Origin of the sequence: Mesorhizobium sp. LSJC269B00 (assembly GCF_000502815.1) — a bacterium.
In the GTDB taxonomy this organism is placed as follows: Bacteria; Pseudomonadota; Alphaproteobacteria; order Rhizobiales; family Rhizobiaceae; genus Mesorhizobium.
The window spans coordinates 698,563-725,347 of sequence record NZ_AYVN01000002.1; the positions used below are offsets into that span (position 1 = coordinate 698,563).

The following is a 26,785-nucleotide window of genomic DNA, read 5'->3' on the forward strand; positions in this document are numbered from 1 at the left end:
ACATGACGCGCAAGCAGAAGCGATTGTCGGTGATTGTCGGAGGTCTTGCCTTCCTCGGCGCCGCCACCGGGCTGACCTTCTATGCGTTGGGCCAGAAGGCCTCCTATTTCTATATGCCCGCCGATCTGACCACCGCCAGCTTGCAGCCGGGACAGCGCATCAGGCTCGGCGGCCTCGTCGAAAAGGGCACGGTCGTGCGCGGGCAGGGCGCGACGGTTGCGTTCTCGGTCACCGACACGCACAAATCGGTCAAGGTCAGCTATACCGGCATCCTGCCCGATCTGTTCCGCGAGGAGCAGGGCGTCATCACCGAAGGCAGCTTTGGCGCCGACGGCGTTTTCGTCGCCGACAGCGTGCTGGCCAAGCATGACGAGCGCTACATGCCCAAGGAAGTCGCTGACGGGCTGAAGGCCAAGGGCGTGTGGCAAGAGAGCAAGAGCCAGTAATGGTTGAGACCGGACACTTCGCGCTCGTCCTCGCCTTTGTGCTGTCGCTGGTGCAGACGCTGGTGCCGCTGATCGGCGCCCGTACCGGCAACCAGAGGCTGATGGCTGTCGGCGGTCCCGTCACGGTCACAGGCTTCGCGCTCACGGCGCTATCGTTCGCAGCACTCGCCGGCGCCTATGCAAGTTCCGATTTCTCGGTGGCGAGCGTGTGGGAAAACTCGCATTCGCTGCAGCCGCTGATCTACAAGATCACCGGAACCTGGGGCAATCACGAAGGCTCGATGCTGCTCTGGGTGCTGATCCTGACCTTCTTCGGTGCGCTGGTCGCTGTCTTCGGCTCCAACCTTCCGGCGACGCTGCGCGCCAATGTGCTGGCCGTGCAGGGGGCGATCGGCGCCACCTTCTTCCTGTTCATCCTGGCGACATCCAATCCGTTCACCCGGCTCAATCCGGCGCCGATCGAGGGCCGCGATCTCAACCCGGTCCTGCAGGATCTTGGCCTCGCCATCCATCCGCCGCTGCTCTATCTCGGCTATGTCGGGTTCTCTATCTGCTTTTCCTTCTCGGTCGCCGCCCTCATCGAAGGCCGCATCGATGCCTCCTGGGCGCGCTGGGTGCGGCCGTGGACGCTGGTCGCCTGGATGTTCCTCACCGGCGGCATCGCGATGGGCTCCTACTGGGCCTACTACGAGCTCGGCTGGGGCGGCTTCTGGTTCTGGGATCCGGTCGAAAACGCCTCCTTTATGCCGTGGCTGGCCGGCACGGCTCTTCTGCATTCGGCGATCGTCATGGAGAAGCGTTCGGCGCTCAAGATCTGGACGCTGCTGCTTGCCATCCTCACCTTCTCGCTGTCGCTGCTCGGCACCTTCCTGGTGCGCTCCGGCGTGCTGACCTCGGTGCATGCTTTCGCCACCGATCCGACCCGCGGCATCTTCATCCTGTGCATTTTGACGCTGTTCATCGGCGGCTCGCTGGCCCTGTTTGCGCTGCGCGCCTCGCGGCTGACGGCCGGCGGCCTGTTCCACCCGATCTCGCGCGAAGGCGCACTCGTCCTCAACAATCTGTTCCTGACCACGGCCACGGCCACCGTGCTGGTCGGCACGCTCTATCCGCTGGCGGTCGAAGCGCTTTCGGCCGGCAAGATCTCAGTCGGCGCCCCCTTCTTCAACCTGACATTCGGCCCGCTGATGGTGCCGCTGCTGGTCGTGGTTCCTTTCGGACCATTGCTCGCCTGGAAGCGCGGTGACCTCTATGCCGTCGCCCAGCGCCTGATGGCGGCTTTCGGCGCCGCTCTCCTGGCGATGCTGGTCACCGGGCTGTTCATCGACGGCGCGTCGGTGTTCGCCGCCCTTGGTGTCGGCCTCGCCTGCTGGCTGGTCTGCGGCGCGCTCACCGACCTCGCCGTCAAGTCCGGCTTTGGCAATGTGTCGCACGCCATCATGCTGCGCCGTTTCGCCGGCCTGCCGCGTTCGGTGTTCGGCACTGCACTTGCCCATCTCGGCCTCGGGCTGACGACGCTCGGCATTGTCGGCACGCTGTGCTTCGGCACCGAAAGGATACTGTCGATGCATGCCGGCGAGAGCGTCGAACTCTCCGGCCACACGCTGCGTTTCGACGGCCTCTTCCCGGCGCAGGGTCCGAACTACAGCGAGCAGCGCGGCCGCTTTTCCCTGATCGGCGCCGATGGCGGCGTTTCAGCCGAAATCACCTCGGCCAAGCGCTTCTTTCCGGTGCGGCAGACGACGACGACCGAATCCGGCATCGAGACGATCGGCTTCAACCAGCTCTATCTGTCGCTGGGCGATGAAGGCACCGATGGATCCGTCGTGGTGCGCCTGTGGTGGAAGCCGCTGGTGACGCTGATCTGGGGCGGAGCTCTGGTGATGATGGCGGGAGCCGCAATGTCGCTGCTCGACCGTCGCCTGCGGGTTGGCGCACCCTCGCGCCGCCGCAAGCAGGCAGCCTCCATGCCGTCGGCAGGCGCGCCGTGAGCACCAGGTTCTCGTTGGCCTCGCTCACCCTGCTTCTGGCGCTGCTGTTTGCCGGCGCCGCGCAAGCGGTGAAACCGGACGAGGTTCTCACCGATCCGGCGCTCGAGGCGAGGGCGCGGCTCCTGTCGGAAGGCCTGCGCTGCATGGTCTGCCAGAACCAGTCCATCGACGAATCCGATGCAGACCTCGCCCGCGACCTGCGCATCCTGGTGCGCCAGCGCCTGGTTGCCGGCGATACCGACCAGCAGGTGATGGACTATATCGTGTCGCGCTACGGCGAGTTCGTGCTGTTGAAGCCGCGCTTCAGCCCGCGCAACGCCTTGCTTTGGGGCACGCCGGTGCTTCTGCTTCTGGTCGGCGGCATTTTCATTGTGCTGACCACACGCTCCCGCCGCTCGTTGGCAACCAAGGCGCTGAGCGCCGAGGAACAGGCGGCGCTGGACAAGATGCTGAGCGACTAGCTCGGCCATTCCTCCAAAGGCCAGTCCCGCGACGTGTGGATGGCGCGCAGGATAACAATGCTCTGACGGCCGGCGATCAGGCGCAATTCATAGGCAATGATGTAGGGCAGGCGGCCGATGGGCTTCTCATAAGTGCCTGTTACCCGGCCAGGTCGGCCCGTCGCCATATCACCAAGGCCCCGGCCCATTTCACGGATACGGTCCGCGAGGCGTCGGGCGGCGGCAGGATTGTCCTGAGCGATAAAGGCAACTTGCTGCGTGACATCGTCCAGCGCTTCTCGCGACCAGGTGACGAACCGCTTCACGCCTTGCCTGCGCGCCTGGCTTTCGCTGCTTCGATCACCGCGTCGACCTCCGCCATGGCGTCGTCGTGGGGCACGACGCGGCCAGCCTCTGCGTCGGCCATGCCACGTTTTATGCCTTCGATGATATCCAACTCGCGATCGACATAGGCTGAGACCGCCTCGGCGGCGAGGAACGATTTACTACGCCTGGTATCGGTAGCGATCTGCTCCAGCTTCAGCTTGGTCTCGGACGAGACTCGAATGGTCATGGTGGTGCTTGCTGTCATTGTGAAAGCCTTGTGCTGAGTTGTGTACACCATAGGGCAGCAGGCGAGCGCAACCAAGCGATTTGTGCGTCCGCCCAACATTACAAAACTTTCATGCTTCGGAAATGGCGCGGTAATGTGCGCCTCTCTATTTCTCTTGTCCGAGGATGCTCTGCCTGAGCCGCATCCAGTGAAAAGAGGATACGAGACCCATGACTATCGCCCCCAACCCATATTCCCGCACCCGCAAGCGCCTGTTGGCCGCCGCCGCTTCGCTGGCCATTGCCGGCGGCATCGGTTTCGGCGCCGTTGCCACTGGTACAGCTCCCGTTCTGGCCGACGCCGTGCGGGTCGAAGCGCCCCAGGTGCCGGGCTTTGCCGATGTCGTCGAGCGCGTTTCGCCGGCCGTGGTCAGCGTCAAGGTCAAGGCCAAGATCGAGCCTGCCGCCGATGACGGCTCCGAACAGTCCGACGATCCGGACGGCATGAACAACCTGCCCGACAATCCGCAGCTGCGCCAGTTCTTCAAGCAATTCCGCGGCTTTGGCGATCAGAACGGCCATGACGGCGGCAATCGTCGCTTCAGCCACCGCGACCATAACAACGACCAGCCGCGTCCGGTGGCGCAGGGTTCTGGCTTCTTCATCTCCGATGACGGCTATCTCGTCACCAACAACCATGTCGTCGAGGAAGGCTCCGCCTTCACAGTGGTGATGAATGACGGCAAGGAGCTTGACGCCAAGCTGATCGGCACCGATCCGCGCACCGATCTGGCGGTGCTCAAGGTCGATGGCGTCGGCAAGTTCACCTATGTCGATTTCGCCGACGATTCCAAGGTTCGCGTCGGCGACTGGGTGGTGGCCGTCGGCAATCCCTTCGGCCTCGGCGGCACCGTAACCGCCGGCATCGTCTCGGCCCGTGGCCGTGATATCGGCGCCGGTCCCTATGATGACTTCATCCAGATCGACGCCTCGGTCAACCGCGGCAATTCGGGCGGCCCGACCTTCAACCTCAACGGCCAGGTCGTCGGCATCAACACCGCGATCTTCTCGCCGTCGGGCGGAAGCGTCGGCATCGCCTTCGACATTCCGGCCTCGACCGCCAAGCAGGTGGTGCAGGATCTGATGAAGAGCGGCTCGGTGCAGCGTGGCTGGCTCGGCGTCGAAATCCAGCCGGTTACATCGGACATCGCCGAATCACTGGGCCTGAAGTCGCAGAACGGGGCTCTGGTTTCGGGCGCCCAGGACGGTGGCCCCGGCAAGAAGGCCGGCATCACCGCCGGTGACGTGATCACCCAGGTCGAAGGCAAGGACGTCGCATCGCCGAAGGAACTGGCTCGTCTGATCGGCGCGTACCCACCCGGCAAGTCGGTCGACGTCACGGTGTGGCGCGACGGCAAGAGCCAGACCATCAAGGTCGATCTCGGCACGCTGCCATCCACTGACAAGCAGGCCTCGGCCGACCCGCAGCAGCCCGCGGCACCGGCAAAGCCCGCCGCGCTGGCCGATCTCGGCCTCACCGTCACCAAGTCGGAAAACGGCAAGGGCCTGGTGGTGACCGATGTCGATCCCGACAGCGATGCCGCCGACCGTGGCATCCAGCCCGGCGATGTCATCACCTCGGTCAATTCGACGGAGGTGAACGGCACCGACGACGTCGCCAAGGCGATGGCCGATGCGGTCAAGTCCGGCCGCAAGGCGGTGCTGATGCAGATCACCCGCGACGATTCAAACCGCTTCGTCGCGCTGCCAGTCGCCAAAGGCTGACATCAGACAGTTTCCAGTGCGGCGGTTTCAACACCCCCGAGCCGCCGCACGGGAAAGCCAGGGGCCGAATGCGTTAGTCAGTCATCGTGTTCTGCCCCCGGCGGCAGCGGGCCCCCATCGCCCGCTGCCGCTCTAACGCAAAGCATGTCGCCCAAAGTGCACGGCGGTTTGGCAAAACGACATGCTTGAACGAAAGCTTTTGCGCTTATGGCGGCCCCTCAATCTTCCGGCGAAATCGCGTATAACGGCTCTATGAAGATTCTCGTCATAGAAGACGATCGCGAGGCGGCCGACTATATGCAGAAGGCCTTTGCCGAGGCTGGGCACACCGCCCATGTCGCCGGCGACGGCGAAACCGGCTTTGCGCTGGCCGATGCCGGCGACTATGACGTGATGGTCGTCGACCGCATGATGCCACGCCGCGACGGGCTCTCCGTCATTGCCGGCCTGCGCTCGCGCGGCAACACCACGCCGGTGCTGATCCTGTCGGCGCTGGGCGAAGTCGATGACCGCGTCACCGGTCTGCGCGCCGGCGGGGACGACTATCTGACCAAGCCCTATGCCTTTTCCGAATTGCTCGCCCGCGTCGAGGTGCTGAACCGCCGCGCCAGCGCCAGGGAGGCCGAAACCGTCTACCGGGTCGGCGATCTCGAGCTTGACCGGCTGTCCCATTCGGTCAAGCGCGCGGCGCGCGAGATCACGCTGCAGCCGCGCGAATTCCGCCTGCTCGAATATCTGATGCGCCATGCCGGCCAGGTGGTGACGCGCACCATGCTGCTCGAAAATGTCTGGGACTATCATTTCGATCCGCAGACCAACGTGATCGACGTTCACGTCTCGCGCCTGCGTGGCAAGATCGAGAAGGGTTTCGACAAGCCGATCCTGCATACGGTTCGCGGCGCCGGCTATATGCTGAAGAGCGGCTAGAGCATGATCCCAAAAAGTAGGTACCGGTTTTTGGAGAAGATCATGCTCCAACAAAGGGGTAGGTCATGATGAGATTTCAGCCAAATCTCATCATGAGCTAGAACTCGATGGCCCTTTCCCTGCCGGCCATCATGAGGACGACGGCGGCGCGGCTTTCAGCGCTTTATTTCCTGCTTTTCGCGCTATGTGCCGTGTTGCTGGTCTTCTACATGACGTCGTTGTCGGCCCGCATGCTGACCGGCCAGACCCAGCAGACCATCAATGACGAGGTGCTCGGCCTCGCCCGTGCCTATCAGAGCGGCGGCCTGCCGCGGCTGGTGCGCGTCGTCGAGCAGCGCTCGCGCCAGCCCGGCGCCAACCTCTATCTCATTGCCGATGTCAACGGCCAGATCCTCACCGGCAACGTGCAGAGCCTGGCACCGGGGGTGCTCGAGACCGATGGCTGGACGACCGAACCCTTCTCCTATCGCCGTTTCGGCGAAGGTGAGCTCGAACGGCAGCGCAACCAGGCTTCTGACCCGAATGGCGCGCAGCCCGGCGAGACCGAAATTCAGTCCGAGGGCGAGAAGGGCCACAACGCCATCGCGCTGGTGCTGCGGCTGCCCAACCAGATGATCATGCTGGTCGGCCGCGATCTCGGCGAGCCCGAGCGCTTCCGCGCCGTCGTCCGCCGCGCCCTGATGCTGGCGCTGGGCATGATGGGCCTGGGCGGGCTGCTGATCTGGTTCCTTGTCGGCCGCGCCGCGCTGAAGCGCATCGACAGCGTCTCGGAGGCAAGCCGCCGCATCATGGGCGGCGATCTCACGGGACGGCTGCCGGTGACCGGCGCCGGCGATGAGTTCGACCGCCTGTCGGAAAACCTCAACACCATGCTGGCCAGGATCGCGACGCTGAACGAAGGGCTGAAGCAGGTCTCCGACAACATCGCCCATGATTTGAAGACGCCGCTGACCAGACTGCGCAACCGCGCCGAGGCCACACTTTCGGGCAAGCACAAGACCACCGACTACCGGCAGGCGCTGGAAGGCACCATCGCCGAATCCGACCAGCTGATAAAAACCTTCAACGCCATCCTGATGATCTCCAGGCTGGAGGCCGGCTATTCCTCGGAGAGCACCAGCAAGGTCGATCTCGCCGCCGCCGTGCATGACGTTGTCGAGCTTTATGAGCCGGTGGCGGAGGAGGCTGGCGTGGTGCTCGAAACTGCCGCGGACGCGGATTTTTCCGTCAATGGCAACCGCGAGCTGATCGGCCAGGCACTGTCGAACATCGTCGACAACGCCATCAAATACTCGACCGATGCGACGGAAAAGCCTGCCGTGCGCGTAGCCCTGCAGCGCGTCGGTCACGAAATCCGCCTTTCCGTTTCCGACAATGGCCATGGCATCCCCGACGATGCGGACCGCGCCCGGGCGACCGAGCGCTTCGTGCGGCTGGAAAAGAGCCGCTCGCAGCCGGGATCAGGCCTTGGTCTCAGCCTCGCCAAGGCGATCATGACTTTTCACAATGGCCGGCTTGAACTTCTGCCTGCCAATCCCGGATTGTCGGTTATCATGAGCTTCCCGGCGCGGGAGGACCATTGATGGCGGTGAGGATGGCTGCGAAACGGATCGAGACCGAATGGCGCCTGCAACTGGCGGCGCAGCTCGCGCCGCTGGATGAGGCCCGCGCCCGGCGTGAACTGTCGGAGATCGCTGGCGATGCCAAGGACGAGAACCTGCCGCGGCTGGCGAAATTCCTAGAAGGCAAGGGCGCCGCACAGGAGTTTCTCGCTGCGGTCTTCGATCTCTCGCCCTTCCTCCGCGATGTTGCGCGCCGCCGGCCGCAAATCCTCGACGCGCTGTTCGATGGCAGTGTCGAGGCTCGGCTGCTCGCCATCGCCGAAGCGATCGGCAAGGCCGCCTTTTCCGAGACCGTTTCCGAATCCAGCCTGATGATGGAACTCAGGCAGTGGAAGGGTGAAGCTCACTTCCTGATCGCACTTGCAGACCTCTCCGGCGAGGCCGATGCAGCGCTGACGGTAAGGCGCCTCAGCAATCTCGCCGATGCCTGCACCTGCGCGGCGGTCGACTTCCTGCTGCGCGAGGCGCACAGCCAAGGCAAGCTCAAATTGCCCGATCCCGAAAATCCGTCACGGCAATCCGGCTGGATCGTGCTCGGCATGGGCAAGCTTGGCGCGCATGAACTGAATTTCTCCTCCGACATCGACCTGGTCGTCTTCTTCGATCCGGATGCGCCGGCAATCGTCGATCCGCTCGACGCCACAGAGCTGTTTGCGCGCCTGACCCGCAGGCTGGTCCGCATCCTGCAGGACCGCACCGGGCACAGCTATGTCTTCCGCACCGATTTGAGGCTTCGTCCCGATCCAGGCTCGACGCCGCTGGCCATCCCGGTCGAGGCAGCACTTCGCTACTATGAGGCGCGCGGCCAGAACTGGGAGCGCGCCGCCATGATCAAGGCGCGTCCCGTGGCCGGCGATCTCGATGCCGGGGACGCGTTCCTGCGGGAATTGCAGCCCTATGTCTGGCGCAAATACATGGACTATGCGGCGATCGCCGACGTTCATTCGATCAAGCGCCAGATCCATGCCCACAAGGGTCATGGCGAGATCGCGGTCAAAGGACACAACGTCAAGCTCGGCCGCGGCGGCATTCGCGAAATCGAGTTCTTCGTCCAGACCCAGCAACTGATCGCCGGCGGCCGTTTTCCGGAGCTGCGCGGCCGCGAGACGGTGCCGATGCTGGGTGCGCTGGCGGCGCGCAACTGGATCACCGCCGATGCACGCGACGCGCTCACGCAGCAATATTGGTTTCTGCGCCGCGTCGAACACGCCATCCAGATGGTCGCCGACGAGCAGACGCATATTCTGCCCGACGATGATGAAGGGCTGGACCGCATCGCCCATATGCTGGGCTTTGCCGATGCCGCCAGATTTGCCGAAACCTTTCGCGCGGCTTTGCATGAGGTCGAGCGCCATTACGCCGCGCTGTTCGAGACCGCGCCTGAATTGTCGGCCGGCGTCGGCAATCTGGTCTTCACCGGCGATGTCGACGATCCCGACACGCTGCAGACCTTGCACGGCCTCGGCTTCCAGCGGCCAAGCGACATTTGCCGCGTGATTCGAGGCTGGCATTTCGGCCGCTACCGCGTCACCCAGTCGGCGGAAGCGCGCGAGCGGCTGACCGAACTGACGCCGGCGCTGCTCAAAGCCTTCGGCCAGACGCGCCGGGCCGACGAGGCGCTGGTTCGCTTCGACGAATTCCTCGCCGGCCTGCCCGCCGGCATCCAGCTGTTTTCGCTGCTGCAGTCGAATCCCGCCCTGCTGAAGCTTATGGCGACGATCATGGGCGCCGCGCCTCGGCTGGCGGCAATCATCACAAGGCGCCCGCATGTCTTCGACGGTCTGCTCGACCCGGCGCTGCTCGCCGAACTGCCCAACCGAGCCTATCTCTCAGCGCGGTTGGCCGCTTTCATCGAAGGCGACCGGGCTTATGAGGACGTGCTCGACCGTTTGCGCATCTTTGCCTCCGAGCAGAAATTCCTGATCGGTGTCAGGCTGCTCGCCGGCTCGATCGACCCGGCGCGCGCCGGCCGCGCCTTTTCCGATCTCGCCGACCTCACCATTGATGCAGCGCTCCAGGCGGTGACGGCCGAGTTTGCGCTGCGCCACGGCGGTATCGCCGGCGGCACGGTTTCGCTGCTCGGCATGGGTAAGCTCGGCAGCCGCGAATTGACGGCGGGTTCGGACGTCGACCTTATCCTGCTTTACGATCACGACCCGGATGCCGACGAGTCCGACGGCGACAAGCCGCTGGCACCATCGCATTACTATACCAGGATGACGCAGCGGCTGATCGCGGCTGTCTCGGCGCCGACCGCCGAAGGCGTTCTCTACGAGCTCGACCTGCGCTTGCGGCCATCCGGCAACAAGGGGCCGGTGGCCACCCACATCGATGCCTTCAAGAAATACCAGCGCCAGGAGGCCTGGACCTGGGAGCACATGGCGCTGGCCCGGGGGCGCGCCATCGGCGGCGACGCGGCCCTTTGCGCCGAGGTCGAGGCCGAGGTGGCGGCACTTCTGGCCTTGCCGCGCGACGCCGCCAAGGTGAGGGCGGAGGCATCCGAGATGCGCGCGCTGATCGAGAAGGAAAAATCGCCGCGCGATCTCTGGGACATCAAGCTCATCTCCGGCGGCCTCATCGACCTCGAATTCATCGCGCAGGTGGCGGTTATAACCGGGCAGGTCGAAGCCGGCCGCAGGGTGACCGCGACCGGCGAAATCCTGGCGCATCTGTCGCCGGATTTCGCCGAGGCCGACGTCAGGCAGCAGCTTTTCGAAGCCTACCAGCTCTATCTGGCGCTGACCCAGATGACGCGGCTTTGCCTCACCGGCGCATTCGAACGCAATGATGTTCCGCCGGGACTGTCGGATCTGCTTCTGGCGGTGACTGACCTGCCGGATTTCGGTGTGCTGGAAGCACATCTCAAGGAGACGTCGCAAAAGGTCAGAAAGGATTTCGACCTTTTGCTTCGTGCGAAACGGTTGTGAGGGCGTGAAGCGCTGGCGGCTGTTTCGGATCGCATCGGGGGTGACGATGCAACAGGAGATACCCATGAGAAAGACAACCGGACTTGCCCTTGCCTTCGTCGCGCTTGCCGGCGCCGTTGGCACCACCGCCTATGCCGAGAACAATGCCAGCGCCAGAATGCGCGAGGGCGCGATGATGCGCCTCGACAAGGCGATGAAGGATTCCAACGGCACCATCAGCTTCGACCAGTTTTCCGACGCCATGAACGCGCGGCTGAAGAAGCTGGTCGCCGACAATGGCGGCAAGCTGACCGTTGCCCAGCTCGCCGACGCGCTGGAAAAGGCGCGGTTCGAGGAAAAGGCAAAGCGTATCGTCGCCAGCTACGACAGCAAGGGCGACGGCACGCTGACCACGGACGACATCACCGGGCGCGAGAGGAAGGTGTTCGCCATGCTCGACCGCAACAATGACGGCAAGATCGAGCGCAACGAACTGCCAAAGAACGGCCGCATGGGCCGCCACCACCAATGGGACGGCGGCGACGACAGCATGGAGTGAATGGCGATATGTCTCCGGCGGCGAAAGCCGCCGGAGCCCTTACATGACCGCGGCTACTCAGTCCTTGAACGCGGCGGAGAGCACCGCTCGCACCGGCGGGCCGTCAGGCCGCCGCCTTCACCGCCGGCTGCGCCTTCTTCACCGGAATGCGCACCGACACGATCGTGCCGACGCCTTCGGTCGAGCGGATTTTCAGCGCTCCTCCTTGCAGCTCGGCCAGCGAGCGCGAGATGGCAAGGCCGAGGCCGGAACCGGCGTGGTTCTTCGAAAACTGGTTCTGCACCTGTTCGAAGGGGCGGCCAAGCTTGCTCAGTGCCTCCTTCGGAATGCCGCAGCCATTGTCCTCGATGGTCAGCACCAGCGCGCCTGACGTGTTGCGGGCGCGCACCGAGATATGGCCGCCCTGGCCGGTGAACTTCACCGCATTCGACAGCAGATTGATGGCGATCTGCTTGATCGCCCGGCGGTCGGCGAACAGCGTCATCGTATCGGCGATGCGGGTTTCGACGGTGATCGACTTCTCCGCCGCCTGCAGCGAGATCACCCGCACCGTCTCGCGGATCAGCGGGCAGAGATCGATTTCCTCGCGGTCCACCGAGAACTGGCCGGCTTCGATCTTCGACATATCGAGTATGTCGTTGATGACGCCGAGCAGATATTTGCCGCTGCCGTTGATGTCGTTGGCATATTCCTCGTAGCGCGGCGAACCGAGCGGCCCGAACAGGCCTTGTTCCATCAGTTCGGAGAACCCGATGATGGCGTTGAGCGGCGTGCGCAGCTCGTGCGACATGTTGGCCAGGAACTCGGACTTGGCCCGGTTGGCGGCCTCGGCGCGCTCGGTTTCCTTCATATATTCGCGGTTGAGCTCGACCAGTTCCTTGGCGCGCTCTTCCTCGGCCCGGCGGGCGAGGCTGAGGTCGTGGATGGTCGCCATCAGCCGGCGCTCGCTGTCGACCAGCTTTTCCTGGTGCAGCTTGATCTGGGTGATGTCGGAGCCGACGGAGACCGTGCCGCCGTCCCGGGTCCTCAGTTCGTTGACCTGCAGCCAGCGGCCGTCGGAGAGCTGCCGCTCGAACGTCGCGCCGCCTTGTGGCCCGTTGGTGTTGGCCAGCCGCCGTTCCGAGGCGAAGGCCAGCATGCGCTCTTCCAGCACGGCGCGCGCTGCACCTGGCATGACGTCGCGGTCCGACAGGCCGTTGTCCTTCTGATATTTGGAGTTGCACATGATCAGCCGCTGGGCAGGGTCCCACAGCACGAAGGATTCGTTGATGTTCTCGATCGCCGTCCGCAGCCTCAGGTCGGCCGCTTCCGAGCGCAGCGCCAGGTGCCGCTGTTCGGTGACGTCGACGGCGATTCCGATCAGCTGGATCTCAGGCGCTTCCGGGTCGATCACCTGGGCCCTGGCGCGCATCCATACCCACTGGCCGTCGGCGTGACGCATCCGGAACACCTGGTCGATATGGTCGATCTCGCGCTCGACGATTTTGTTGGCGAGCTCGAACAGGTCGCCGTCCTCGGGGTGGATGATGTCGTCGACCTCGCCGAACGACAGCATCGAGTTGCAGGGCTCGTAGCCCAGCATGTCGTACATCGAGCGCGACCAGTACATCTTGCCGCGCACCATGTCCCAGTCCCACAGGCCGCAGCGACCGCGCACCAGCGCCATGTCGATGCGCTGATGGGCTTCGAGATAGATGCGGTCGGCTGTCTGGGCGCGCGATGCCTGGCCGAAATAGGCGTAGAGGATGATGATCAGCACGCCGGCTGTCAGCACAAACAGCGTAACGTTGAGCGAGACGGTCTTGCGCCAGTTGTCGAACACCGCTTCCTGCGGCACCAGCACGGCGGCGGCGTTCTTGCGGTCCCGGGTCAGGCTCACCGCCGCGTACCAGTCCTGGCCGCCGATGCTGACATCCATGACCCCGGCACGGTCGCCGAACATGAACAGCGGCTGGCCGTCCAGCACCAGGCTGTCCAGCGATCGCCCTTGCCAGCCGGTCGACAGCGGCGACACGGCAATGATCTTGAAGGCACTGTCGGTGATCACAAGCACATGGCTTCTGCCCATGGCGCCCTGGCGGCTCGTGCTTTCCAGAAGATCAATTGCACCGCTGGATGCCGCGGTCGGGTCGGCCGAGATTGCGTTCGCCATCTGGCTGGCGGCGAGACCCAGCACCGCCTTGACGTCGCGCTCGGCCTCGTCGCGCTCGTTCATCAGCGACAGCACGCGCAGTGCGGCGATGACGATCAGGAAGATGATGATGAGAGCCGGTATCGAACGGCGCAGAAGGGGTTCGGCAGCCAGGAGCCGCCGGTAGGCTGGTTCAGCGATGAGCCGCGTATTGCCGGCGAGGCCGTCGCCTCGCGCCTTGCGCCGCTCAAAAGCCGTCCCTTCGGGCGCGCCCCACGCGTCCGCCTTGGCCATAAATGGCACTCCCCGAATTTCCGTACGCTTGACGATCCGGCAACACCGCACATCCGAATCGTCTGTAAAGAATCAAAGGTGATTCGCCTTGTCCAGAGGCGCGGCCGAAAAACATTAAAAATTGATTGAAATAACGCTGAAATCCCTCCCCTTGAGGGGAGGGTGGCCCGAAGGGCCGGGTGGGGTCCTCGGCGAAGCGCTCGACTCTCTCAATCACGGTCGAAGTTGGTCGAGGTCGCGCACTGCCGCAACGACCCCACCCGTCCATCCGCCTTCGGCGGCTGTCCACCGTCCCCTCAAGGGGGAGGGATCAGGCCAGCGTTCGCTCCACAATGTCCCGCAAATCCGCCGACAGGTTCTCGGCACCGGCGATGGCCAGCAGCGCTTCCCTGGCCTTGGCTTGCCTGCCCGGCTCCAGCGAGCGCCACGAGCGCAGCGCTGTCGCCAGCCTGGCCGCCACTTGCGGATTGCGTTTTTCAACCTCGAGTACGGTCTGGGTAAAAAACCGGTAGCCTTCGCCATCGGCGCGGTGGAAGCCGGTCTGGTTGGCGCTGGCGAATGTGCCGACCAGCGAGCGCACCCGGTTCGGATTGGCCATCGAGAAAGCTGCGTGACCAGTCAGCTCGCGTACCGTGTCGACTGTCCGGCGTCCCGGCACGCTGGCCTGGATCTGGAACCATTTGTCCATGACCAGCGGATCGGCGCCATAACGCGCCTCGAAATCGGCCAGCGCCTTGATCGCCTCCGGCGAACCGTCATGGCGGTGCGCAAGGACGGTCAGCGCTGCGGCGCGGTCGGTCATGTTGGTCGCGGTTTCGAAATGCCGGGCGGCGAGCGCAGCACCTTTCGGCAGCAGCGAGAGGTAGTCGAGCAGGATGTTGCGCAGCGCGCGGCGTCCCGCACTTGCCGCGTCGGGGCTGAACGGCCCGTCGCCGGCGAGGCGGCCGTATAGGTCGGTGAACGTTTGCTGATTGGCGCGCGCGATTGCCAGCGCCAACGCCTCGCGAGCGGCAAAGATGGCGTCGGGATCGATGTTCGTGCCGATGTCGCGGGCAATGTCGGCCTCGCCCGGAAGTGACAGCGCCAGCGCCCGGTAGGCAGGTTCCAGGGTCTCGTCGCCGGCGATCTTGCCGGCAAGTCCGGTCAGCCTGGCGGTGAAAGCCGGCTTCGCGCCGCCGAGGATCTGGCGGAAGGCCGCTATCAGCGCATCGGTGAGCAGCGTGTTGAACGCCTGCCAGCGCGCGAAGGCATCGCTGTCATGGCCGGCGAGGAAGAACTGGTCGTCGGCCTTCTGCTCGACCGAAAGTGTGATCGGCGCCGAAAAGCCGCGATTGAGCGACACCGCCGGCCGATCCGCAACGCCTGAGAAGCGCACCATATGTCGGCGCTTGCGGATATGGATGACACCGTCTTCGACGGTGGCGCCTTCGACGCCGCCATAGGCGACCGGTTCGCCGCCGGCGCCGACCAAGCCGAAGGCGAGCGGAATGTGCATCAGGCGCTTGCGGCTCTCCGACGGTGTCGGCGGCACCGACTGCTCGATCTCGAGGGTAAACTCGCGCGTCGCCGGATTGTGCGTCGAACTGACGGTCAGGTTCGGCGTGCCCGCCTGGTGATACCAGAGCGCGAACTGAGACAGGTCGCGCCCGGAGGCGTCCTCGAACACCTTCAGGAAGTCCTCGATCGTCGCGGCCTCGCCATCATGGCGCTCGAAATAGAGGTCCATGCCGGCGCGGAAAGCCTCGGCCCCGAGGATAGTGCGGATCATGCGCACGACTTCCGAGCCTTTTTCGTAGACCGTCGCCGTGTAGAAATTGTTGATCTCGCGGTAGCGGCGCGGCCGCACCGGATGCGCCAGCGGTCCCTGATCCTCGGGGAACTGGTGCGCCCTGAGCGTGCGCACTTCGGCGATGCGCTTGACCGCACGCGAGCGCTGGTCGGCGGAGAATTCATGGTCGCGAAAGACCGTCAGCCCTTCCTTAAGGCAGAGCTGGAACCAGTCGCGGCAGGTGATCCTGTTGCCGGTCCAGTTGTGGAAATACTCATGCGCGATGATCGCCTCGATATTGGCGAAATCGGCATCGGTGGCGGTTTCCCGGTCGGCCAGCACATACTTGTCGTTGAAGATATTGAGGCCCTTGTTCTCCATGGCCCCCATGTTGAAGTCGGAAACGGCGACGATGTTGAAGACGTCGAGGTCGTATTCGCGGCCGAAGGCCTGCTCGTCCCACTGCATCGAGCGCTTCAGCGCATCCATGGCGTAGCCGGCAAGCCCCTCCTTGCCTGGCTCGACATAGATGCCGAGTTCGACCTCGCGCCCGGACATGGTGACGAAACTGTCCGCAACCTTGCCGAGATTGCCGGCCACGAGCGCAAACAGATAGGACGGCTTGGGGAAGGGGTCGTGCCAGACTGCAAAGTGCCAGCCGTCGGCAAGCGCGCCGCTTTCGACCGGATTGCCGTTTGAAAGCAACAGCGGCGCTTCGTCCAACCTTGCCTCGATACGCACGGTATAGACCGACAGGATGTCGGGGCGGTCGAGGAAATAGGTGATGCGGCGAAAGCCCTCGGCCTCGCATTGCGTGCAATAGACATTGCTGGAGCGGTAGAGGCCCATCAGCGCCTCATTGCTGGCCGGCGCGATCTCGGTCTCGAGCAGCAGCTGGAAACGGGCCGGCGGCCTCAAAATGGTCAGCTGGTCCGGCGTGGCGAGATACTCGGCCGGGGCAAGCTCGCGACCGTCGATGGCAATGCGCTTGAGCACCAGCCCGTCGCCGTCCAGCACCAGCGACGTCGAGGCGGCGGCGCCATCGCGGCGTTCGATCGTCAGCACTGCGGTGACACGCGTTGCGTCTGGCGAAAGGCGGAAGGTGAGGCCGGTTTGCGGGATGGAAAAGTCGTTGGGGCGGTAGTCTTCGAGCTTGAAGACCTGGCCGGTATCGGTTCGCATTCCCTTGGGTTTCCCTGTAGCTATCGGAGCCGCTGACGTGTCCTGGCCCATTAATCTAAAGTTGCGCGCTCTTTACACGAAACGGTCACTCGACAAAACTGCGCCAATGCCTATTTCGGGGCGTTCCCCTTCCGCCATCATCGTGAGGCCTTGATGACCGTCGTCAGATCGAAGTTCGGCATGGGCGCCTGTGTACCGCGTCGTTCGACGCGCATCTCAGCGGAGATCCGGGAAGCAACAAAACAGTGAAAGCCGGGCCTGGAGACGAAGCGGGCGGGAAACTGTCCGATCATCCCGGCGCGCATCGGCCCAAAAATCAATGTCGATTTTTGGAAAGCACGATGCGCAGATTTAAAGTGTCAGAGCGTCCTTTACGCGTCGAAGACGACGCGCGGCGCTCTAATGTTCTCACCGGGATCATGCTCAAGGTCATGTCGGTGGCAGTCTTTGTCGGCATGCAAACCTGCATCAAGGCCGCCGGCACTTTGCCGGCCGGCCAGATCGTCTTCTTCCGCTCCTTCTTCGCCATCTTCCCGATCATCGCCTTCCTGGCCTTCAAGAGAAAACTCGGTACGGCGTTCGCCACCAAACGCCCGCTGAACCACATTGCGCGCGGTGTCGTCGGCGTTTGCGCCATGGGGCTCGGCTTCTTTGCGCTGACCCGGCTGCCGCTGCCTGAGGCGATCACGCTGAACTATGCCCAGCCTTTGCTGGTGGTGGTGTTCTCTTCGCTATTCCTCGGCGAAGCCATTCGCGTCTATCGCTGGAGCGCGGTTGCGGTCGGTCTGGTCGGCGTGCTGATCATCTCCTGGCCGGAGCTGACGCTGCTCACGTCGGGCGTCGCGCTCGGCGACCAGGAGGTGCTGGGCGTCATCGCTGCTCTTGTTTCTGCAGCAATCTCCGCCAATGCCATCCTGCTCGTGCGCAATCTTGTCCAGACTGAACGAACAGCGACCATCGTGTTGTGGTTCTCGGCGACGGCGAGTGTCATGGCGCTGCTTACGCTGCCCTTCGGCTGGCAGGCGCTGACGCCGCTGCAGGCCGGTCTGCTGGTCGCAGCAGGGTTCTGTGGCGGGCTGGCGCAGATTTTGATGACGGCGGCGTACCGCCATGCCGAAGCTTCGGTGGTGGCGCCGTTCGAATACACCTCGATGATCCTCGGCGTGGTCGTCGGCTATTTCGCCTTTGGCGATATCGCCACCATCAACACGCTCGTCGGCGGTGTGATCGTCGTTGCCGCCGGCATGTTCATCATCTGGCGCGAGCGCCAACTCGGCCTGGAACGCACCCGAACGCGCAAGGCAGCGCCACCACAGGGGTGAGGAGGTCCGCGGGGTTGGCTCAGTTAGCTTCCGCACGTTCCTTCGCCAGCCGCACCAGCACCGCTCGCGTCTGCTCGTCGGCCGGGAAGAAAGACTCGATCGCCAGTTCCGACAGCGTCACGTCAAGCGGCGTGCCGAAGACGGTGATGGTGCTGATGAAGGACAGCACCTGGTCGCCATGCGCCAGCCGCAGCGGATGGACGATGCCGTTGGGCTCGACCGGCACCGGCCGCGCACCCTTGAGCCCGGACGGATAGGTTCGCAATTCGCGCTCCAGCTCGACCAGGACGGGATCGCCGGCGGCATCGTTCTGGTGTTTCAGCCGCTCCAGCAGATGCGCCCGCCATTCCGCGAGATTGACGATGCGCGGTGCGATGCCGTTCGGGTGCAGGCTGAGGCGCAGCACATTGACCGGCGGCTGGAGCAGCGACGGCTCGGCAACATCGGCCAGAAACGGGCCGATGGCGGCATTGGCGGAAATCAGGTTCCAGTGCCGGTCGACGGCGAGGGCGGGGAACGGCTCATGCCCTTTGAGCACGCTCTCGACCGCGGCAAGCGCCGGCGCCAGCGTCGTATCTGTGAGTGGCCGCTCGCTGAAGCTCGGGGCAAAGCCGGCAGCCAGCAACAGCTGATTACGCTGCCGCAGCGGAATCTCAAGCTGCTCGGCCAGATGCAGCACCATCTCGCGCGAGGGCGCGGCGCGGCCGCTTTCGACGAAGGAGAGATGACGCTGGGAAATCTCAGCCTCCATTGCGAGATCAAGCTGGCTCATGCGCCGGCGCGTGCGCCATTCGCGGATCAGGCTGCCGGCGGAGGTTTGGGCTGTTGTCATCGGGCAGGATTAAGGCGGCGGGAGAGGGATTTCAATTACGTCGGAGGTTATAGCGGAGGCCGAGGCGAAATCTTCTCCCCCTTTGAGGGGGAGATGGCCGGCAGGCCAGAAGGGGTTGGACGGGATGCGACCTTCTTACGGAAATGGACGTTGGCGCTCCACGCGCAACGACCCCACAGTCGCCTTCGGCGACATCTCCCCCTCCAAGGGCCCTCAAGGGGGAGATCAGCTAGCTAGCCCACCTCTCGCAACTTCGCTTTCACCTCGAGAAAATCCCGCCACGCCAGTTTCTTGTGCGCCGGCGTCCGCAAGAGATAGGCCGGGTGCAACGTCGGCATGGCCGGAATGGCAGTGCCCGACACCGTCGTGTGCACCTGCCAATTGCCGCGCAGGCGCAGGATGCCCTCGGTAGTGTTGAGCAGGGTTTTGGCCGAAGGGCCGCCGAGATTGACCAGCACCTTCGGATTGACCAGCTCTATCTGCCGCTCGATGAAGGGACGGCAGATTTCGGTCTCGTGCGGCGTCGGCGTGCGGTTGCCGGGTGGCCGCCAGGGAATGACGTTGGCGATATAGACCGAAGTCCGGTCAAGCCCGATCGCCGCCAGCATGCGGTCGAGCAGCCGGCCCGAGCGGCCGACGAAGGGCAGGCCCTCAATATCCTCGTCGCGGCCGGGCGCCTCGCCGACCAACATCACCGAACCTTCCGGATTGCCGTCGGCAAAGACCAGGTTCTTGGCGGTGAATTTGAGGTTGCAGCCATCGAACGACGCCATGTGCTGGCGCAGTTCGTCGAGCGTCGAGGCACTTGCCGCCATTTGCCGGGCCAGGGCCGCCTGTGCCTCGTCGGGCACCGTCGCCATGGCCGGAACGGAACGCGCCGGCGCGTCCGGCACCCGGCTTGCGTCCAGCCCGGGGCTGGCGGCGGCTTGTTCCGGAAACTTGTTTTCGCGAGGCGGCGCGGCAGGCGCCGTTGTGCGCTCGGGGCGCTTCGGTGCTGCCCCGGCAAACCGGTTCACCGGCGCGTCCTCCAACGCTTCGTCGACACCGGCAGAGGCGTAGAAGGCGAGCAACTCGGCCAGGTCGGATCGGTTGTTGGGGGAGGCGGCAGTCATACCGGGCACATTCGTCCGCCGAGAGACGATTTGCAAGGTTGGGCGGTTAGTAATCTCCCCCTCAAGGAGGGAGATTACGCGCTCGTCGGCTTTCGCCAATCACGAAGGGCATTTCGTGGCGATTTTCACGGCGTCTGCCGCTTACCCCGTAGGAATCCGCGGATCCTGAACCAGATAAAACGTCCAGCGCGGCGTGTAGTCGGTGATCAGAAACTCGAAGCGTCCCCTCTTCAGCGGGTCGATCTGTCCACTCTTGAACAAGAGCCGGTCATAGGGTTCGAAATCGCGGTCGAAATCGGCGTACGCGCTCGACAGGATGTTGTCGGGCGTCTTGTTGCGCTGCTCGAAGGACAGGCCGTCGCCGAACACGCTCGGCTGGTTGAGGATTTCCTGCAGCTCGAACTGGAATTCGACCCAGGCCTGGCCGCTGTTGTTGAGCACCTCGATACGCATGTACAGGATGCCGTTGGCGAATTCGCCGTTGGTGCTGAACGGCTGGATCGGTTTGGTGGTGCGGATGGTGAGCGTCACCGGCGTCGACGAATTCAGCTCCTCGGAGATGACCAACGGATCTTCCTTGGTGCCGGTGCCCGAGGCGCCGGTGATGTGGAAACCGCCAAGCTCGTCGGAAAAGGAATAGGCGCCGGTCGCCCATACCTTCACCGGCTCGGCCTGAGCGCGAACCGGCGTAAGCATTGAAAGGGCGAGAAGGATCGCTCGGCACGTCCGGCCGGGCGGAAGGGGGAAGCGCGTCAATGAATAGCCGGACGGCGTGCGCATGGAAATAAGTATGGCCGATAAGAGAGCCGTCGAACAATTAAAATATGGGACGCTGAGCGCGGCCGCGCGCAAAACGCTTGCGGCAGAGTTGTTATCCGCGACTTTTTGTCGAAATCGGCATTGTCACGTCAGCGCCGGTTTCCTGTCGCGGATTGATGCGCTATGCAGCGCAGGAGCCAGCAAAATGCCGGAAACGGTTGGCCAGAGCGGAGGGGTTGATGAGCGAGATCGAACGCGAGAGCATGGAATTCGACGTGGTCATCGTCGGGGCCGGCCCGGCGGGCCTTGCCGCAGCGATCCGTCTCAAGCAGGTCAATCCCGAGCTTTCCGTCGTGGTGTTGGAAAAGGGCGGCGAGGTTGGTGCCCACATTCTGTCAGGCGCCGTCGTCGATCCCATAGGCATCGACCGCCTGTTGCCGGGCTGGCGCGAGGAAGATGGCCACCCCTTCAAGACGCCGGTTACGGCCGACGATTTCCTGGTGCTCGGCCCCGCCGGCTCGTTCCGTCTGCCCAATATCCTGATGCCGCCGCTGATGAACAATCACGGCAACTACATCGTCTCGCTCGGCAATGTCTGCCGCTGGCTGGCAACCAAGGCTGAAGCGCTAGGCGTCGAAATCTATCCGGGCTTTGCTGCCGCCAGCCTCGTCTACAACGATGCCGGCGCGGTCACGGGCGTCGTCACCGGCGACATGGGCGTCGAAAAAGACGGCACACATGGCCCGGGCTTTGCGCCGGGCATGGCGCTGATGGGCAAATACGTGCTGATCGGCGAGGGCGCGCGCGGTTCGCTGTCCAAGCAGCTGATCGCAAAATACAAACTGTCCGACGGCCGTGAGCCCGGCAAGTACGGCATCGGCCTTAAGGAGCTGTGGCAGGTCAAGCCCGAGAACCACCGGCCGGGCCTGGTGCAGCACTCCTTCGGCTGGCCGCTCGACCTGAAGACAGGCGGCGGCTCCTTCCTCTACCACCTGGAGGACAACCAGGTCGCGGTCGGCTTCGTCCTGCATCTCAACTACAAGAACCCCTGGCTGTCGCCCTTCGAGGAATTCCAACGGTTCAAGACGCATCCGGCGATATCGCGCACCTTCGAGGGCGCCAAGCGCATCGGCTATGGCGCGCGCGCCATTACCGAAGGCGGCTGGCAGTCGGTGCCGAAACTCTCCTTCCCCGGCGGCGTGCTGATGGGGTGTGCGGCGGGCTTCGTCAACGTGCCGCGCATCAAGGGTTCGCACAATGCGGTGCTGTCCGGCATGCTGGCGGCCGAGCATGTCGCGCAAGCGATCGGCGCCGGCCGCGCCAATGACGAGCTGTCTTCTTATGAGGACGCCTGGCGCGCGACCGATATCGGCAAGGATTTGAAGAAGGTCCGCAACGTCAAGCCGCTCTGGTCGCGCTTCGGCACCATTATCGGCGTCGGCCTCGGTGGTCTCGACATGTGGCTGAACACGCTGTTCGGCTTCTCGCCCTTCGGCACGCTGAAACATGGCAAGGCCGATTATGCCACGCTTGAGCCCGCGGCCAAGCACAAGAAGATCGCCTATCCCAAAGCGGACGGCGTGCTGACCTTCGACCGCCTGTCCTCGGTGTTCCTGTCCAACACCAATCACGAGGAAAACGAGCCGGTGCATCTCATCGTCGGCGACATGGAGTTGCAGAAGCGTTCCGAGCATGATGTCTTTGCCGGGCCTTCGACCCGCTATTGCCCGGCCGGTGTTTACGAATGGGTCGACAAGGACGGCAACGCCGCCGCCGATCCGTCTGCCAAGGATGTGCGCTTCGTCATCAACGCGCAGAACTGCGTGCACTGCAAGACCTGCGACATCAAGGATCCCAACCAGAACATCAACTGGATGCCGCCACAAGGCGGCGAAGGCCCGGTCTATCAGAGCATGTGAGCCTCACCGACCGGGGCCGTCTCAACCAGCAAAAATGGCGGCGATGGCCGGGTTTACCAATGCATGTAAGGCGCTCGGCGCCAAAGATTGTTGAAACCGTCGTCTGCTTGTGGTCTCATTGCCGCGTCCATGGGGAAAATGGCATGCGCGTGTTGGTCTTGTTTTGCGTCGCCGTCATAAGCGCGGCCTGCGGCGTCGTCGGGACGGCGTCGGCGGGGGTGAAAACCGTCGTCAAGACGCGAACCTATGACATCACCGGCATGACAGGTGCCGGTCTGGTTATCGCCATGAACCGCAGGGGCCCCAAGCACGGTTTCATGACCCACGCCATCGCGCAGACAAGCTACACCGCCGACTGGAGCCTGGACGTGGGTCAGGTCAACGGCGTCTGCCGCCTGCGCCAGGCCAATGGAACGCTCAACATCGCCTACACCTACCCGCGCGTCGCCTCGGCCGTCACGCCGGCGCTGCGCAAACGCTGGAACCGGTTTTTCACAGGCGTTCTCGCTCATGAAGGAACCCATGGCCGTATCGCCGGGCAGATGATGCAGGCTGCCGAGCGGTCGGTTCGCGGCCTGAAATTTGCCAACGATCCGCAATGCAACAAAACGCGCGTCGAAGCCACGCGGCGCTTGCAAGCCACTTCCAAGCTCTATGAGGCAAAACAGATCGCGTTCGACGCGCGCGAGCACAGTGAAGGCGGCCATGTCGAGCGCATCATCGAGGCCTTGGTAGGCTTGTGAAACCGTAAGCCCCGTGGCGTACGATCTAGCCGCCCATGCTGGGCTGAGTCAGCGACACAGTCGCGGTAGAATCCTCGTCGACCGGCTTGGTCTCGTCGCGCATCAATGAAAATTCCACCATCACCGGCAGATGGTCGGAGCCGGTCTCTTCCATCTGCGTCGACGACAGGATGGTCACCCCGCCCTTCGAAAACACCTGGTCGATCGGCAGGCCCACATAGCGCCGCAGGAAATCGGGCAGGGTCCGGTGGATCCAGGTCGGTCCGGCCGACGGCATCACGGTCAGTCCGCCGAGCGAGGCAACGCGCCGTACCGCGGCGCTCCACGGCACGGCATTGCAGTCGCCGGCCATGATCGCCGTCTCGCCGAGCGAGGTGAGCGTCTCGGTCAACTCGCCGATCTGCCAGTATTGTTCCTTCGGCCACGGCCAGCTCAAATGGATCGCCGCGACATCGACCGGAGTGCCGCCGAAATCGACGGTGGCGGCCGCCATCGCGCCGCGCGGTTCGCAATGCGGCTCGGTGCCGGCCGCAAAGGGTCGCCGGGACAAAAGCGCCACGCCCCACACGCCGTCGGGATGGGCGCACAGGATGCGATAGGGATAGGCGTTCTCGATATAGCCGAGTTCGGTCGCCCACATGGCCGATACTTCGTCGAGCGTGATCACGTCCGGGTTGGTCCTGGCGATCAGCGAAAGAACCTTCTTGGGTGTCGGATTGTTGAAACGCAGGTTCATCTGCAGCAGCCGGTAGACCGGTTCGTTGCCGGGCGCGGCGTCATTGGCGGCCTGCACCGGCCACAGGCGCGGCAAGGTGCTCAACGTGCTGGCGAAGGCGGCCACGGCCAGCAGCAGGCCCACGCCCGCCTGCAGGCGAAACGAGGTGGCGAGCAGCGGCAGCGCAATCAGCCCCATCAGCACGGCAAAATGGATGCGGAAATGGGCGAAGGAATCGAAGGCCGGATGCAGTGCGCCAAAGAACCCGGCTACAAGCGCGGCCGAGAGGCCGAGCATTGCCAGGAACGCCATTGAAGCCATCATCTTTCGCACGCGTGCCATCAGACCGGGTTTTGCCCATAGACCGGGTAATACATTGCCGAGGTATCAGGCCTTTATCGGCTGAAATGCGGCCCAATCAAGATGACGAAACGCCTCGCGGCAAACATTTACGGCAAGCCGGTCTACTGAAAGGCCGTCTCCGAAAAGCTTCTCAGCTTGCGCGAATGCAACCGTTCCATCGGCATTTCCGCCAGCTTCTCCATCGCCTTGATGCCGATGGTCAGATGCTGCGCCACTTGCCGCTTGTAGAATTCGGTCGCCATGCCGGGCAGCTTCAACTCGCCATGCAGCGGCTTGTCGGAGACGCAAAGCAGCGTGCCGTAGGGCACGCGGAAGCGGAAGCCATTGGCGGCGATCGTGGCCGATTCCATATCGAGCGCGATGGCGCGCGACTGCGACAGCCGCTGCACCGGTCCGCGCTGGTCGCGCAGTTCCCAGTTGCGGTTGTCGATGGTGGCGACGGTGCCGGTGCGCATGATGCGCTTGAGATCGTAGCCGGAAAGTCCGGTGACTTCGGCGACCGCCTCCTGCAGCGCCACTTGGATCTCGGCCAGCGGCGGTATCGGCACCCACACCGGCAGGTCATCGTCCAGCACATGGTCTTCCCGGACATAGGCATGCGCCAGCACATAGTCGCCCAGCGCCTGAGTGTTGCGCAGGCCGGCGCAATGGCCGAGCATCAGCCATGCATGTGGCCGCAGCACCGCGACATGGTCGGTGATCGTCTTGGCGTTGGACGGGCCGACGCCGATGTTGACCATGGTGATGCCGCCATGGTTCGGCTTCTTCAGATGATAGGCTGGCATCTGAGGCAGGCGCGGCGCCGCCACGCCTTCGCTGGGTGCGTTTTGCCCTGCCTTGGTGATGACATTGCCCGGTTCGACGAATTCGGTATAGCCGTGGCCGCCTTCAGCCATCTGGGCCCGCGCGCGGGCGACGAACTCGTCGATGTAGAACTGGTAGTTGGTGAACAGCACGAAGTTCTGGAAATGCTGCGGGCTGGTCGCCGTGTAGTGCGTCATGCGGTGCAGCGAATAGTCGATGCGCTGCGCCGTGAACGGCGCCAGCGGCCTTGGTTCGCCGAACGCGACCTCGAAGGTGCCGTTGGCGATCTGGTCGTCGGTGCCGTCGAGATCCGGCACGTCGAACAGGTCGCGGATCGGCCGTTTGATGCGGTCGGCGGCGGCGCCATCGACATGGGTTCCTTCAAGGAACGCGAAATGCAGCGGGATCGGCGTGGTCGATTCCGAAACCGTTACCGGCACGCCGTGATTGCGCATGATCAGGCGAAGCTGCTCTACGAGATAGCGTTCGAACAGCACCGGCTGGGTGATGGTGGTCGAGAAATGCCCGGGGGTCGGCATGTGGCCGTAGGCCTGGCGCGAGTCGATCTGGGTGAACGAATTGGTGGTGACGCCGATCTCCGGGTAGAAGGCGCGGTAGCGCTTGCTTTCGTCGCCGCCGGCGGCAAGCGTGGCAAAGGAGTCGCGCAGAAACTTGGTGTTGCGGTCGTAGAGCACCTGCAAGGCGGCCACGGCCTTTTTGGCGTCGTCAAAGCTCTGCTTGCCGAAAGGCTCCGGCATGACGACCGATTCGATAGCTTGTGGGTAGATTCGCTTTTCCATGGCTCAATATAGAGACTTGAGGCCGCACTTGGGAGGGGAGGGTGGCCGCCAAGTGGTCGATTTATTCGTCCACGCCCAAGGTGTGCTGAGATTCAGGTAAGGCTGAGCCGGAGTCGAGGACGGGCGCGAAGCGACCAAACTGGTTGGCTTCGAGAACCGGAGCGGAGCGTACTCGAAGCATGTGAGCACCAAGGCCGCCACTTGCAGGCCGGCACCACCTTAATACCGGCACTAGCCGCGCTGCAGACTGACCAGCAAGACAAAGCCGACGCCATGCTTCTTCGTCGCCGGCGCGTCGATCGTCGTGTCGGCATTGGCCCGCATCATCGGCATGGCCAGGACCGGCGCCGACAGCACGACCAGAACGAGCGCCGCCCGCGGCAGGAGCCGAAGGGTCTGGAGGGCGTTGATGGCGATGCGGTTCATGGCTTTTGCTTTTCTGTTTGGATCTATGTCTTTGTCGTCTCAGGGGCGAAAATGGTTCATGCAATCGAATTGGCAGGAACTGGCTGCATCCAAGGAACGGGCCGGGCGGCCGGCTTCGGCCACGAGGATGGCGAAGAGCATCCCGAACAGGCTCATCAACAGGCAGACGATGGTGAAGCGGCGAGCGAGCATTTGCGTAGTGTCTCCTTGAACACGCCATCAAAATGCCCTGATGCGACTGAACCGGCGCTGATGCCGACGTTCATCTGCGGTTCAAAGTGATTGACGAGGTCTTAGAGAGAGCGTCGGTTCGGGTTTGCGCCGCGGCAAACGGCACGGTCGTCGCTATGGCGCGGACCGTCCTGCAAAAGAAAACGGGGCCTGTGA

General features: G+C 63.8%; 22 protein-coding genes. 12 read left to right on the forward strand and 10 right to left on the reverse strand.

All coding sequences use genetic code 11. The annotated features are described in order from the left end of the window. Positions 1-2 precede the first annotated feature (2 nt). Genes ccmE through X771_RS157195 form a run of 3 tightly spaced genes read left to right on the forward strand, consistent with a single transcriptional unit; the run spans position 3 to position 2,898 of the window. Positions 3-446, forward strand: coding sequence for a cytochrome c maturation protein CcmE (ccmE, locus tag X771_RS157205; protein WP_023670179.1), 444 nt, complete (start codon positions 3-5; stop codon positions 444-446). Continuing rightward, the gene (locus X771_RS157200) at positions 446-2,437 is read left to right on the forward strand and encodes a heme lyase CcmF/NrfE family subunit (protein WP_023684529.1); all 1,992 of its coding nucleotides are present in this window, start codon (positions 446-448) and stop codon (positions 2,435-2,437) included. The genes ccmE and X771_RS157200 overlap by 1 nt, the downstream gene beginning before the upstream one ends. Then, on the forward strand, positions 2,434-2,898 hold the full coding sequence (locus X771_RS157195) for a cytochrome c-type biogenesis protein (protein WP_023670181.1): 465 nt from the start codon (positions 2,434-2,436) through the stop codon (positions 2,896-2,898). The genes X771_RS157200 and X771_RS157195 overlap by 4 nt, the downstream gene beginning before the upstream one ends. Here the strand turns inward: X771_RS157195 and X771_RS157190 are convergent. Then, positions 2,895-3,203, reverse strand: coding sequence for a type II toxin-antitoxin system RelE/ParE family toxin (locus tag X771_RS157190; RefSeq protein ID WP_023687243.1), 309 nt, complete (start codon positions 3,201-3,203; stop codon positions 2,895-2,897). The two genes, X771_RS157195 and X771_RS157190, sit on opposite strands and share 4 nt — an antisense overlap. Further along, positions 3,200-3,469, reverse strand: coding sequence for a CopG family ribbon-helix-helix protein (locus tag X771_RS157185; protein ID WP_023670183.1), 270 nt, complete (start codon positions 3,467-3,469; stop codon positions 3,200-3,202). Before X771_RS157185 ends, X771_RS157190 begins: the two co-directional genes overlap by 4 nt. 191 nt (positions 3,470-3,660) lie before the next feature. Between X771_RS157185 and X771_RS157180 the strand changes: the two genes are divergently transcribed. From X771_RS157180 to X771_RS157160, 5 genes are all read left to right on the forward strand, one after another. Continuing rightward, on the forward strand, positions 3,661-5,214 hold the full coding sequence (locus X771_RS157180; protein WP_023687244.1) for a Do family serine endopeptidase: 1,554 nt from the start codon (positions 3,661-3,663) through the stop codon (positions 5,212-5,214). 252 nt (positions 5,215-5,466) lie between these two features. Beyond that, positions 5,467-6,141 (forward strand): response regulator transcription factor, encoded by a 675-nt coding sequence (locus X771_RS157175; protein WP_023670185.1) that lies wholly within the window; start codon positions 5,467-5,469, stop codon positions 6,139-6,141. A 107-nt stretch (positions 6,142-6,248) separates the two neighbouring features. Beyond that, complete coding sequence (locus tag X771_RS157170) at positions 6,249-7,724, forward strand: HAMP domain-containing sensor histidine kinase (protein ID WP_023687245.1); 1,476 nt, start codon at positions 6,249-6,251, stop codon at positions 7,722-7,724. Further along, positions 7,724-10,690, forward strand: a complete 2,967-nt coding sequence (locus tag X771_RS157165) for a bifunctional [glutamine synthetase] adenylyltransferase/[glutamine synthetase]-adenylyl-L-tyrosine phosphorylase (protein WP_031202485.1) — start codon at positions 7,724-7,726, stop codon at positions 10,688-10,690. The genes X771_RS157170 and X771_RS157165 overlap by 1 nt, the downstream gene beginning before the upstream one ends. A 64-nt stretch (positions 10,691-10,754) precedes the next feature. After that, the gene (locus X771_RS157160; RefSeq protein WP_023687247.1) at positions 10,755-11,228 is read left to right on the forward strand and encodes a hypothetical protein; all 474 of its coding nucleotides are present in this window, start codon (positions 10,755-10,757) and stop codon (positions 11,226-11,228) included. 103 nt (positions 11,229-11,331) lie between these two features. Here the strand turns inward: X771_RS157160 and X771_RS157155 are convergent, their stop codons facing one another. After that, positions 11,332-13,653 (reverse strand): PAS domain-containing sensor histidine kinase, encoded by a 2,322-nt coding sequence (locus X771_RS157155; RefSeq protein ID WP_023687248.1) that lies wholly within the window; start codon positions 13,651-13,653, stop codon positions 11,332-11,334. Between the two features lie 310 nt (positions 13,654-13,963). Then, the gene (gene pepN / locus X771_RS157150; protein WP_023687249.1) at positions 13,964-16,603 is read right to left on the reverse strand and encodes an aminopeptidase N; all 2,640 of its coding nucleotides are present in this window, start codon (positions 16,601-16,603) and stop codon (positions 13,964-13,966) included. A gap of 419 nt (positions 16,604-17,022) precedes the next feature. Between pepN and X771_RS157145 the strand changes: the two genes are divergently transcribed. Then, positions 17,023-17,925, forward strand: coding sequence for a DMT family transporter (locus X771_RS157145; protein WP_023687251.1), 903 nt, complete (start codon positions 17,023-17,025; stop codon positions 17,923-17,925). Between the two features lie 19 nt (positions 17,926-17,944). Here X771_RS157145 and X771_RS157140 read toward each other — a convergent pair whose 3' ends face one another. From X771_RS157140 to X771_RS157130, 3 genes are all read right to left on the reverse strand, one after another. Continuing rightward, positions 17,945-18,757: a helix-turn-helix transcriptional regulator gene (locus X771_RS157140; RefSeq protein WP_023687252.1), complete on the reverse strand. Its 813-nt coding sequence runs from the start codon at positions 18,755-18,757 to the stop codon at positions 17,945-17,947. A 233-nt stretch (positions 18,758-18,990) separates the two neighbouring features. Next, complete coding sequence (locus X771_RS157135) at positions 18,991-19,869, reverse strand: uracil-DNA glycosylase (RefSeq protein WP_023670194.1); 879 nt, start codon at positions 19,867-19,869, stop codon at positions 18,991-18,993. Positions 19,870-20,010: 141 nt separating this feature from the next. Further along, the gene (locus tag X771_RS157130) at positions 20,011-20,565 is read right to left on the reverse strand and encodes a hypothetical protein (protein ID WP_033001345.1); all 555 of its coding nucleotides are present in this window, start codon (positions 20,563-20,565) and stop codon (positions 20,011-20,013) included. 302 nt (positions 20,566-20,867) lie between these two features. Between X771_RS157130 and X771_RS157125 the strand changes: the two genes are divergently transcribed. Both X771_RS157125 and X771_RS157120 read left to right on the forward strand, forming a co-directional pair. Further along, a complete protein-coding gene (locus tag X771_RS157125) occupies positions 20,868-22,547 on the forward strand; it encodes an electron transfer flavoprotein-ubiquinone oxidoreductase (RefSeq protein WP_023687254.1) in 1,680 nt (559 codons plus the stop codon). Next, positions 22,544-23,290, forward strand: coding sequence for a DUF922 domain-containing protein (locus tag X771_RS157120; RefSeq protein ID WP_348524273.1), 747 nt, complete (start codon positions 22,544-22,546; stop codon positions 23,288-23,290). Before X771_RS157125 ends, X771_RS157120 begins: the two co-directional genes overlap by 4 nt. Before the next feature lie 25 nt (positions 23,291-23,315). Here the strand turns inward: X771_RS157120 and X771_RS157115 are convergent, their stop codons facing one another. From X771_RS157115 to X771_RS157105, 3 genes are all read right to left on the reverse strand, one after another. After that, positions 23,316-24,317 carry an endonuclease/exonuclease/phosphatase family protein gene (locus X771_RS157115; RefSeq protein WP_245262529.1) on the reverse strand — a complete coding sequence of 334 codons (1,002 nt, stop codon included), beginning with the start codon at positions 24,315-24,317 and terminating at the stop codon, positions 23,316-23,318. Between the two features lie 152 nt (positions 24,318-24,469). Beyond that, positions 24,470-25,930 (reverse strand): AMP nucleosidase, encoded by a 1,461-nt coding sequence (locus tag X771_RS157110; protein WP_023731828.1) that lies wholly within the window; start codon positions 25,928-25,930, stop codon positions 24,470-24,472. A 273-nt stretch (positions 25,931-26,203) separates the two neighbouring features. Continuing rightward, positions 26,204-26,398, reverse strand: a complete 195-nt coding sequence (locus X771_RS157105; RefSeq protein WP_023670200.1) for a hypothetical protein — start codon at positions 26,396-26,398, stop codon at positions 26,204-26,206. Positions 26,399-26,449: 51 nt separating this feature from the next. On the opposite strand from X771_RS157105, the gene X771_RS1000000168720 reads away from it, so the two are divergent. Continuing rightward, positions 26,450-26,680: a hypothetical protein gene (locus X771_RS1000000168720; protein WP_198025813.1), complete on the forward strand. Its 231-nt coding sequence runs from the start codon at positions 26,450-26,452 to the stop codon at positions 26,678-26,680. The last annotated feature ends 105 nt before the right edge of the window (positions 26,681-26,785 follow it).

Coding starts and splice junctions, on each gene's coding strand:
- X771_RS157125 (WP_023687254.1), top strand. CDS start 20,868: ATGAGCGAGATCGAACGCGAGAGCATGGAATTCGACGTGGTCATCGTC.
- X771_RS157175 (WP_023670185.1), top strand. CDS start 5,467: ATGAAGATTCTCGTCATAGAAGACGATCGCGAGGCGGCCGACTATATG.
- X771_RS157115 (WP_245262529.1), bottom strand. CDS start 24,317: ATGGCGTTCCTGGCAATGCTCGGCCTCTCGGCCGCGCTTGTAGCCGGG.
- X771_RS157180 (WP_023687244.1), top strand. CDS start 3,661: ATGACTATCGCCCCCAACCCATATTCCCGCACCCGCAAGCGCCTGTTG.
- X771_RS157140 (WP_023687252.1), bottom strand. CDS start 18,757: ATGACAACAGCCCAAACCTCCGCCGGCAGCCTGATCCGCGAATGGCGC.
- X771_RS1000000168720 (WP_198025813.1), top strand. CDS start 26,450: ATGGTTCATGCAATCGAATTGGCAGGAACTGGCTGCATCCAAGGAACG.
- X771_RS157155 (WP_023687248.1), bottom strand. CDS start 13,653: ATGGCCAAGGCGGACGCGTGGGGCGCGCCCGAAGGGACGGCTTTTGAG.
- X771_RS157170 (WP_023687245.1), top strand. CDS start 6,249: ATGGCCCTTTCCCTGCCGGCCATCATGAGGACGACGGCGGCGCGGCTT.
- X771_RS157110 (WP_023731828.1), bottom strand. CDS start 25,930: ATGCCGGAGCCTTTCGGCAAGCAGAGCTTTGACGACGCCAAAAAGGCC.
- ccmE (WP_023670179.1), top strand. CDS start 3: ATGACGCGCAAGCAGAAGCGATTGTCGGTGATTGTCGGAGGTCTTGCC.
- X771_RS157145 (WP_023687251.1), top strand. CDS start 17,023: ATGCTCAAGGTCATGTCGGTGGCAGTCTTTGTCGGCATGCAAACCTGC.
- pepN (WP_023687249.1), bottom strand. CDS start 16,603: ATGCGAACCGATACCGGCCAGGTCTTCAAGCTCGAAGACTACCGCCCC.
- X771_RS157165 (WP_031202485.1), top strand. CDS start 7,724: ATGGCGGTGAGGATGGCTGCGAAACGGATCGAGACCGAATGGCGCCTG.
- X771_RS157105 (WP_023670200.1), bottom strand. CDS start 26,398: ATGAACCGCATCGCCATCAACGCCCTCCAGACCCTTCGGCTCCTGCCG.
- X771_RS157200 (WP_023684529.1), top strand. CDS start 446: ATGGTTGAGACCGGACACTTCGCGCTCGTCCTCGCCTTTGTGCTGTCG.
- X771_RS157135 (WP_023670194.1), bottom strand. CDS start 19,869: ATGACTGCCGCCTCCCCCAACAACCGATCCGACCTGGCCGAGTTGCTC.
- X771_RS157185 (WP_023670183.1), bottom strand. CDS start 3,469: ATGACAGCAAGCACCACCATGACCATTCGAGTCTCGTCCGAGACCAAG.
- X771_RS157130 (WP_033001345.1), bottom strand. CDS start 20,565: ATGCTTACGCCGGTTCGCGCTCAGGCCGAGCCGGTGAAGGTATGGGCG.
- X771_RS157160 (WP_023687247.1), top strand. CDS start 10,755: ATGAGAAAGACAACCGGACTTGCCCTTGCCTTCGTCGCGCTTGCCGGC.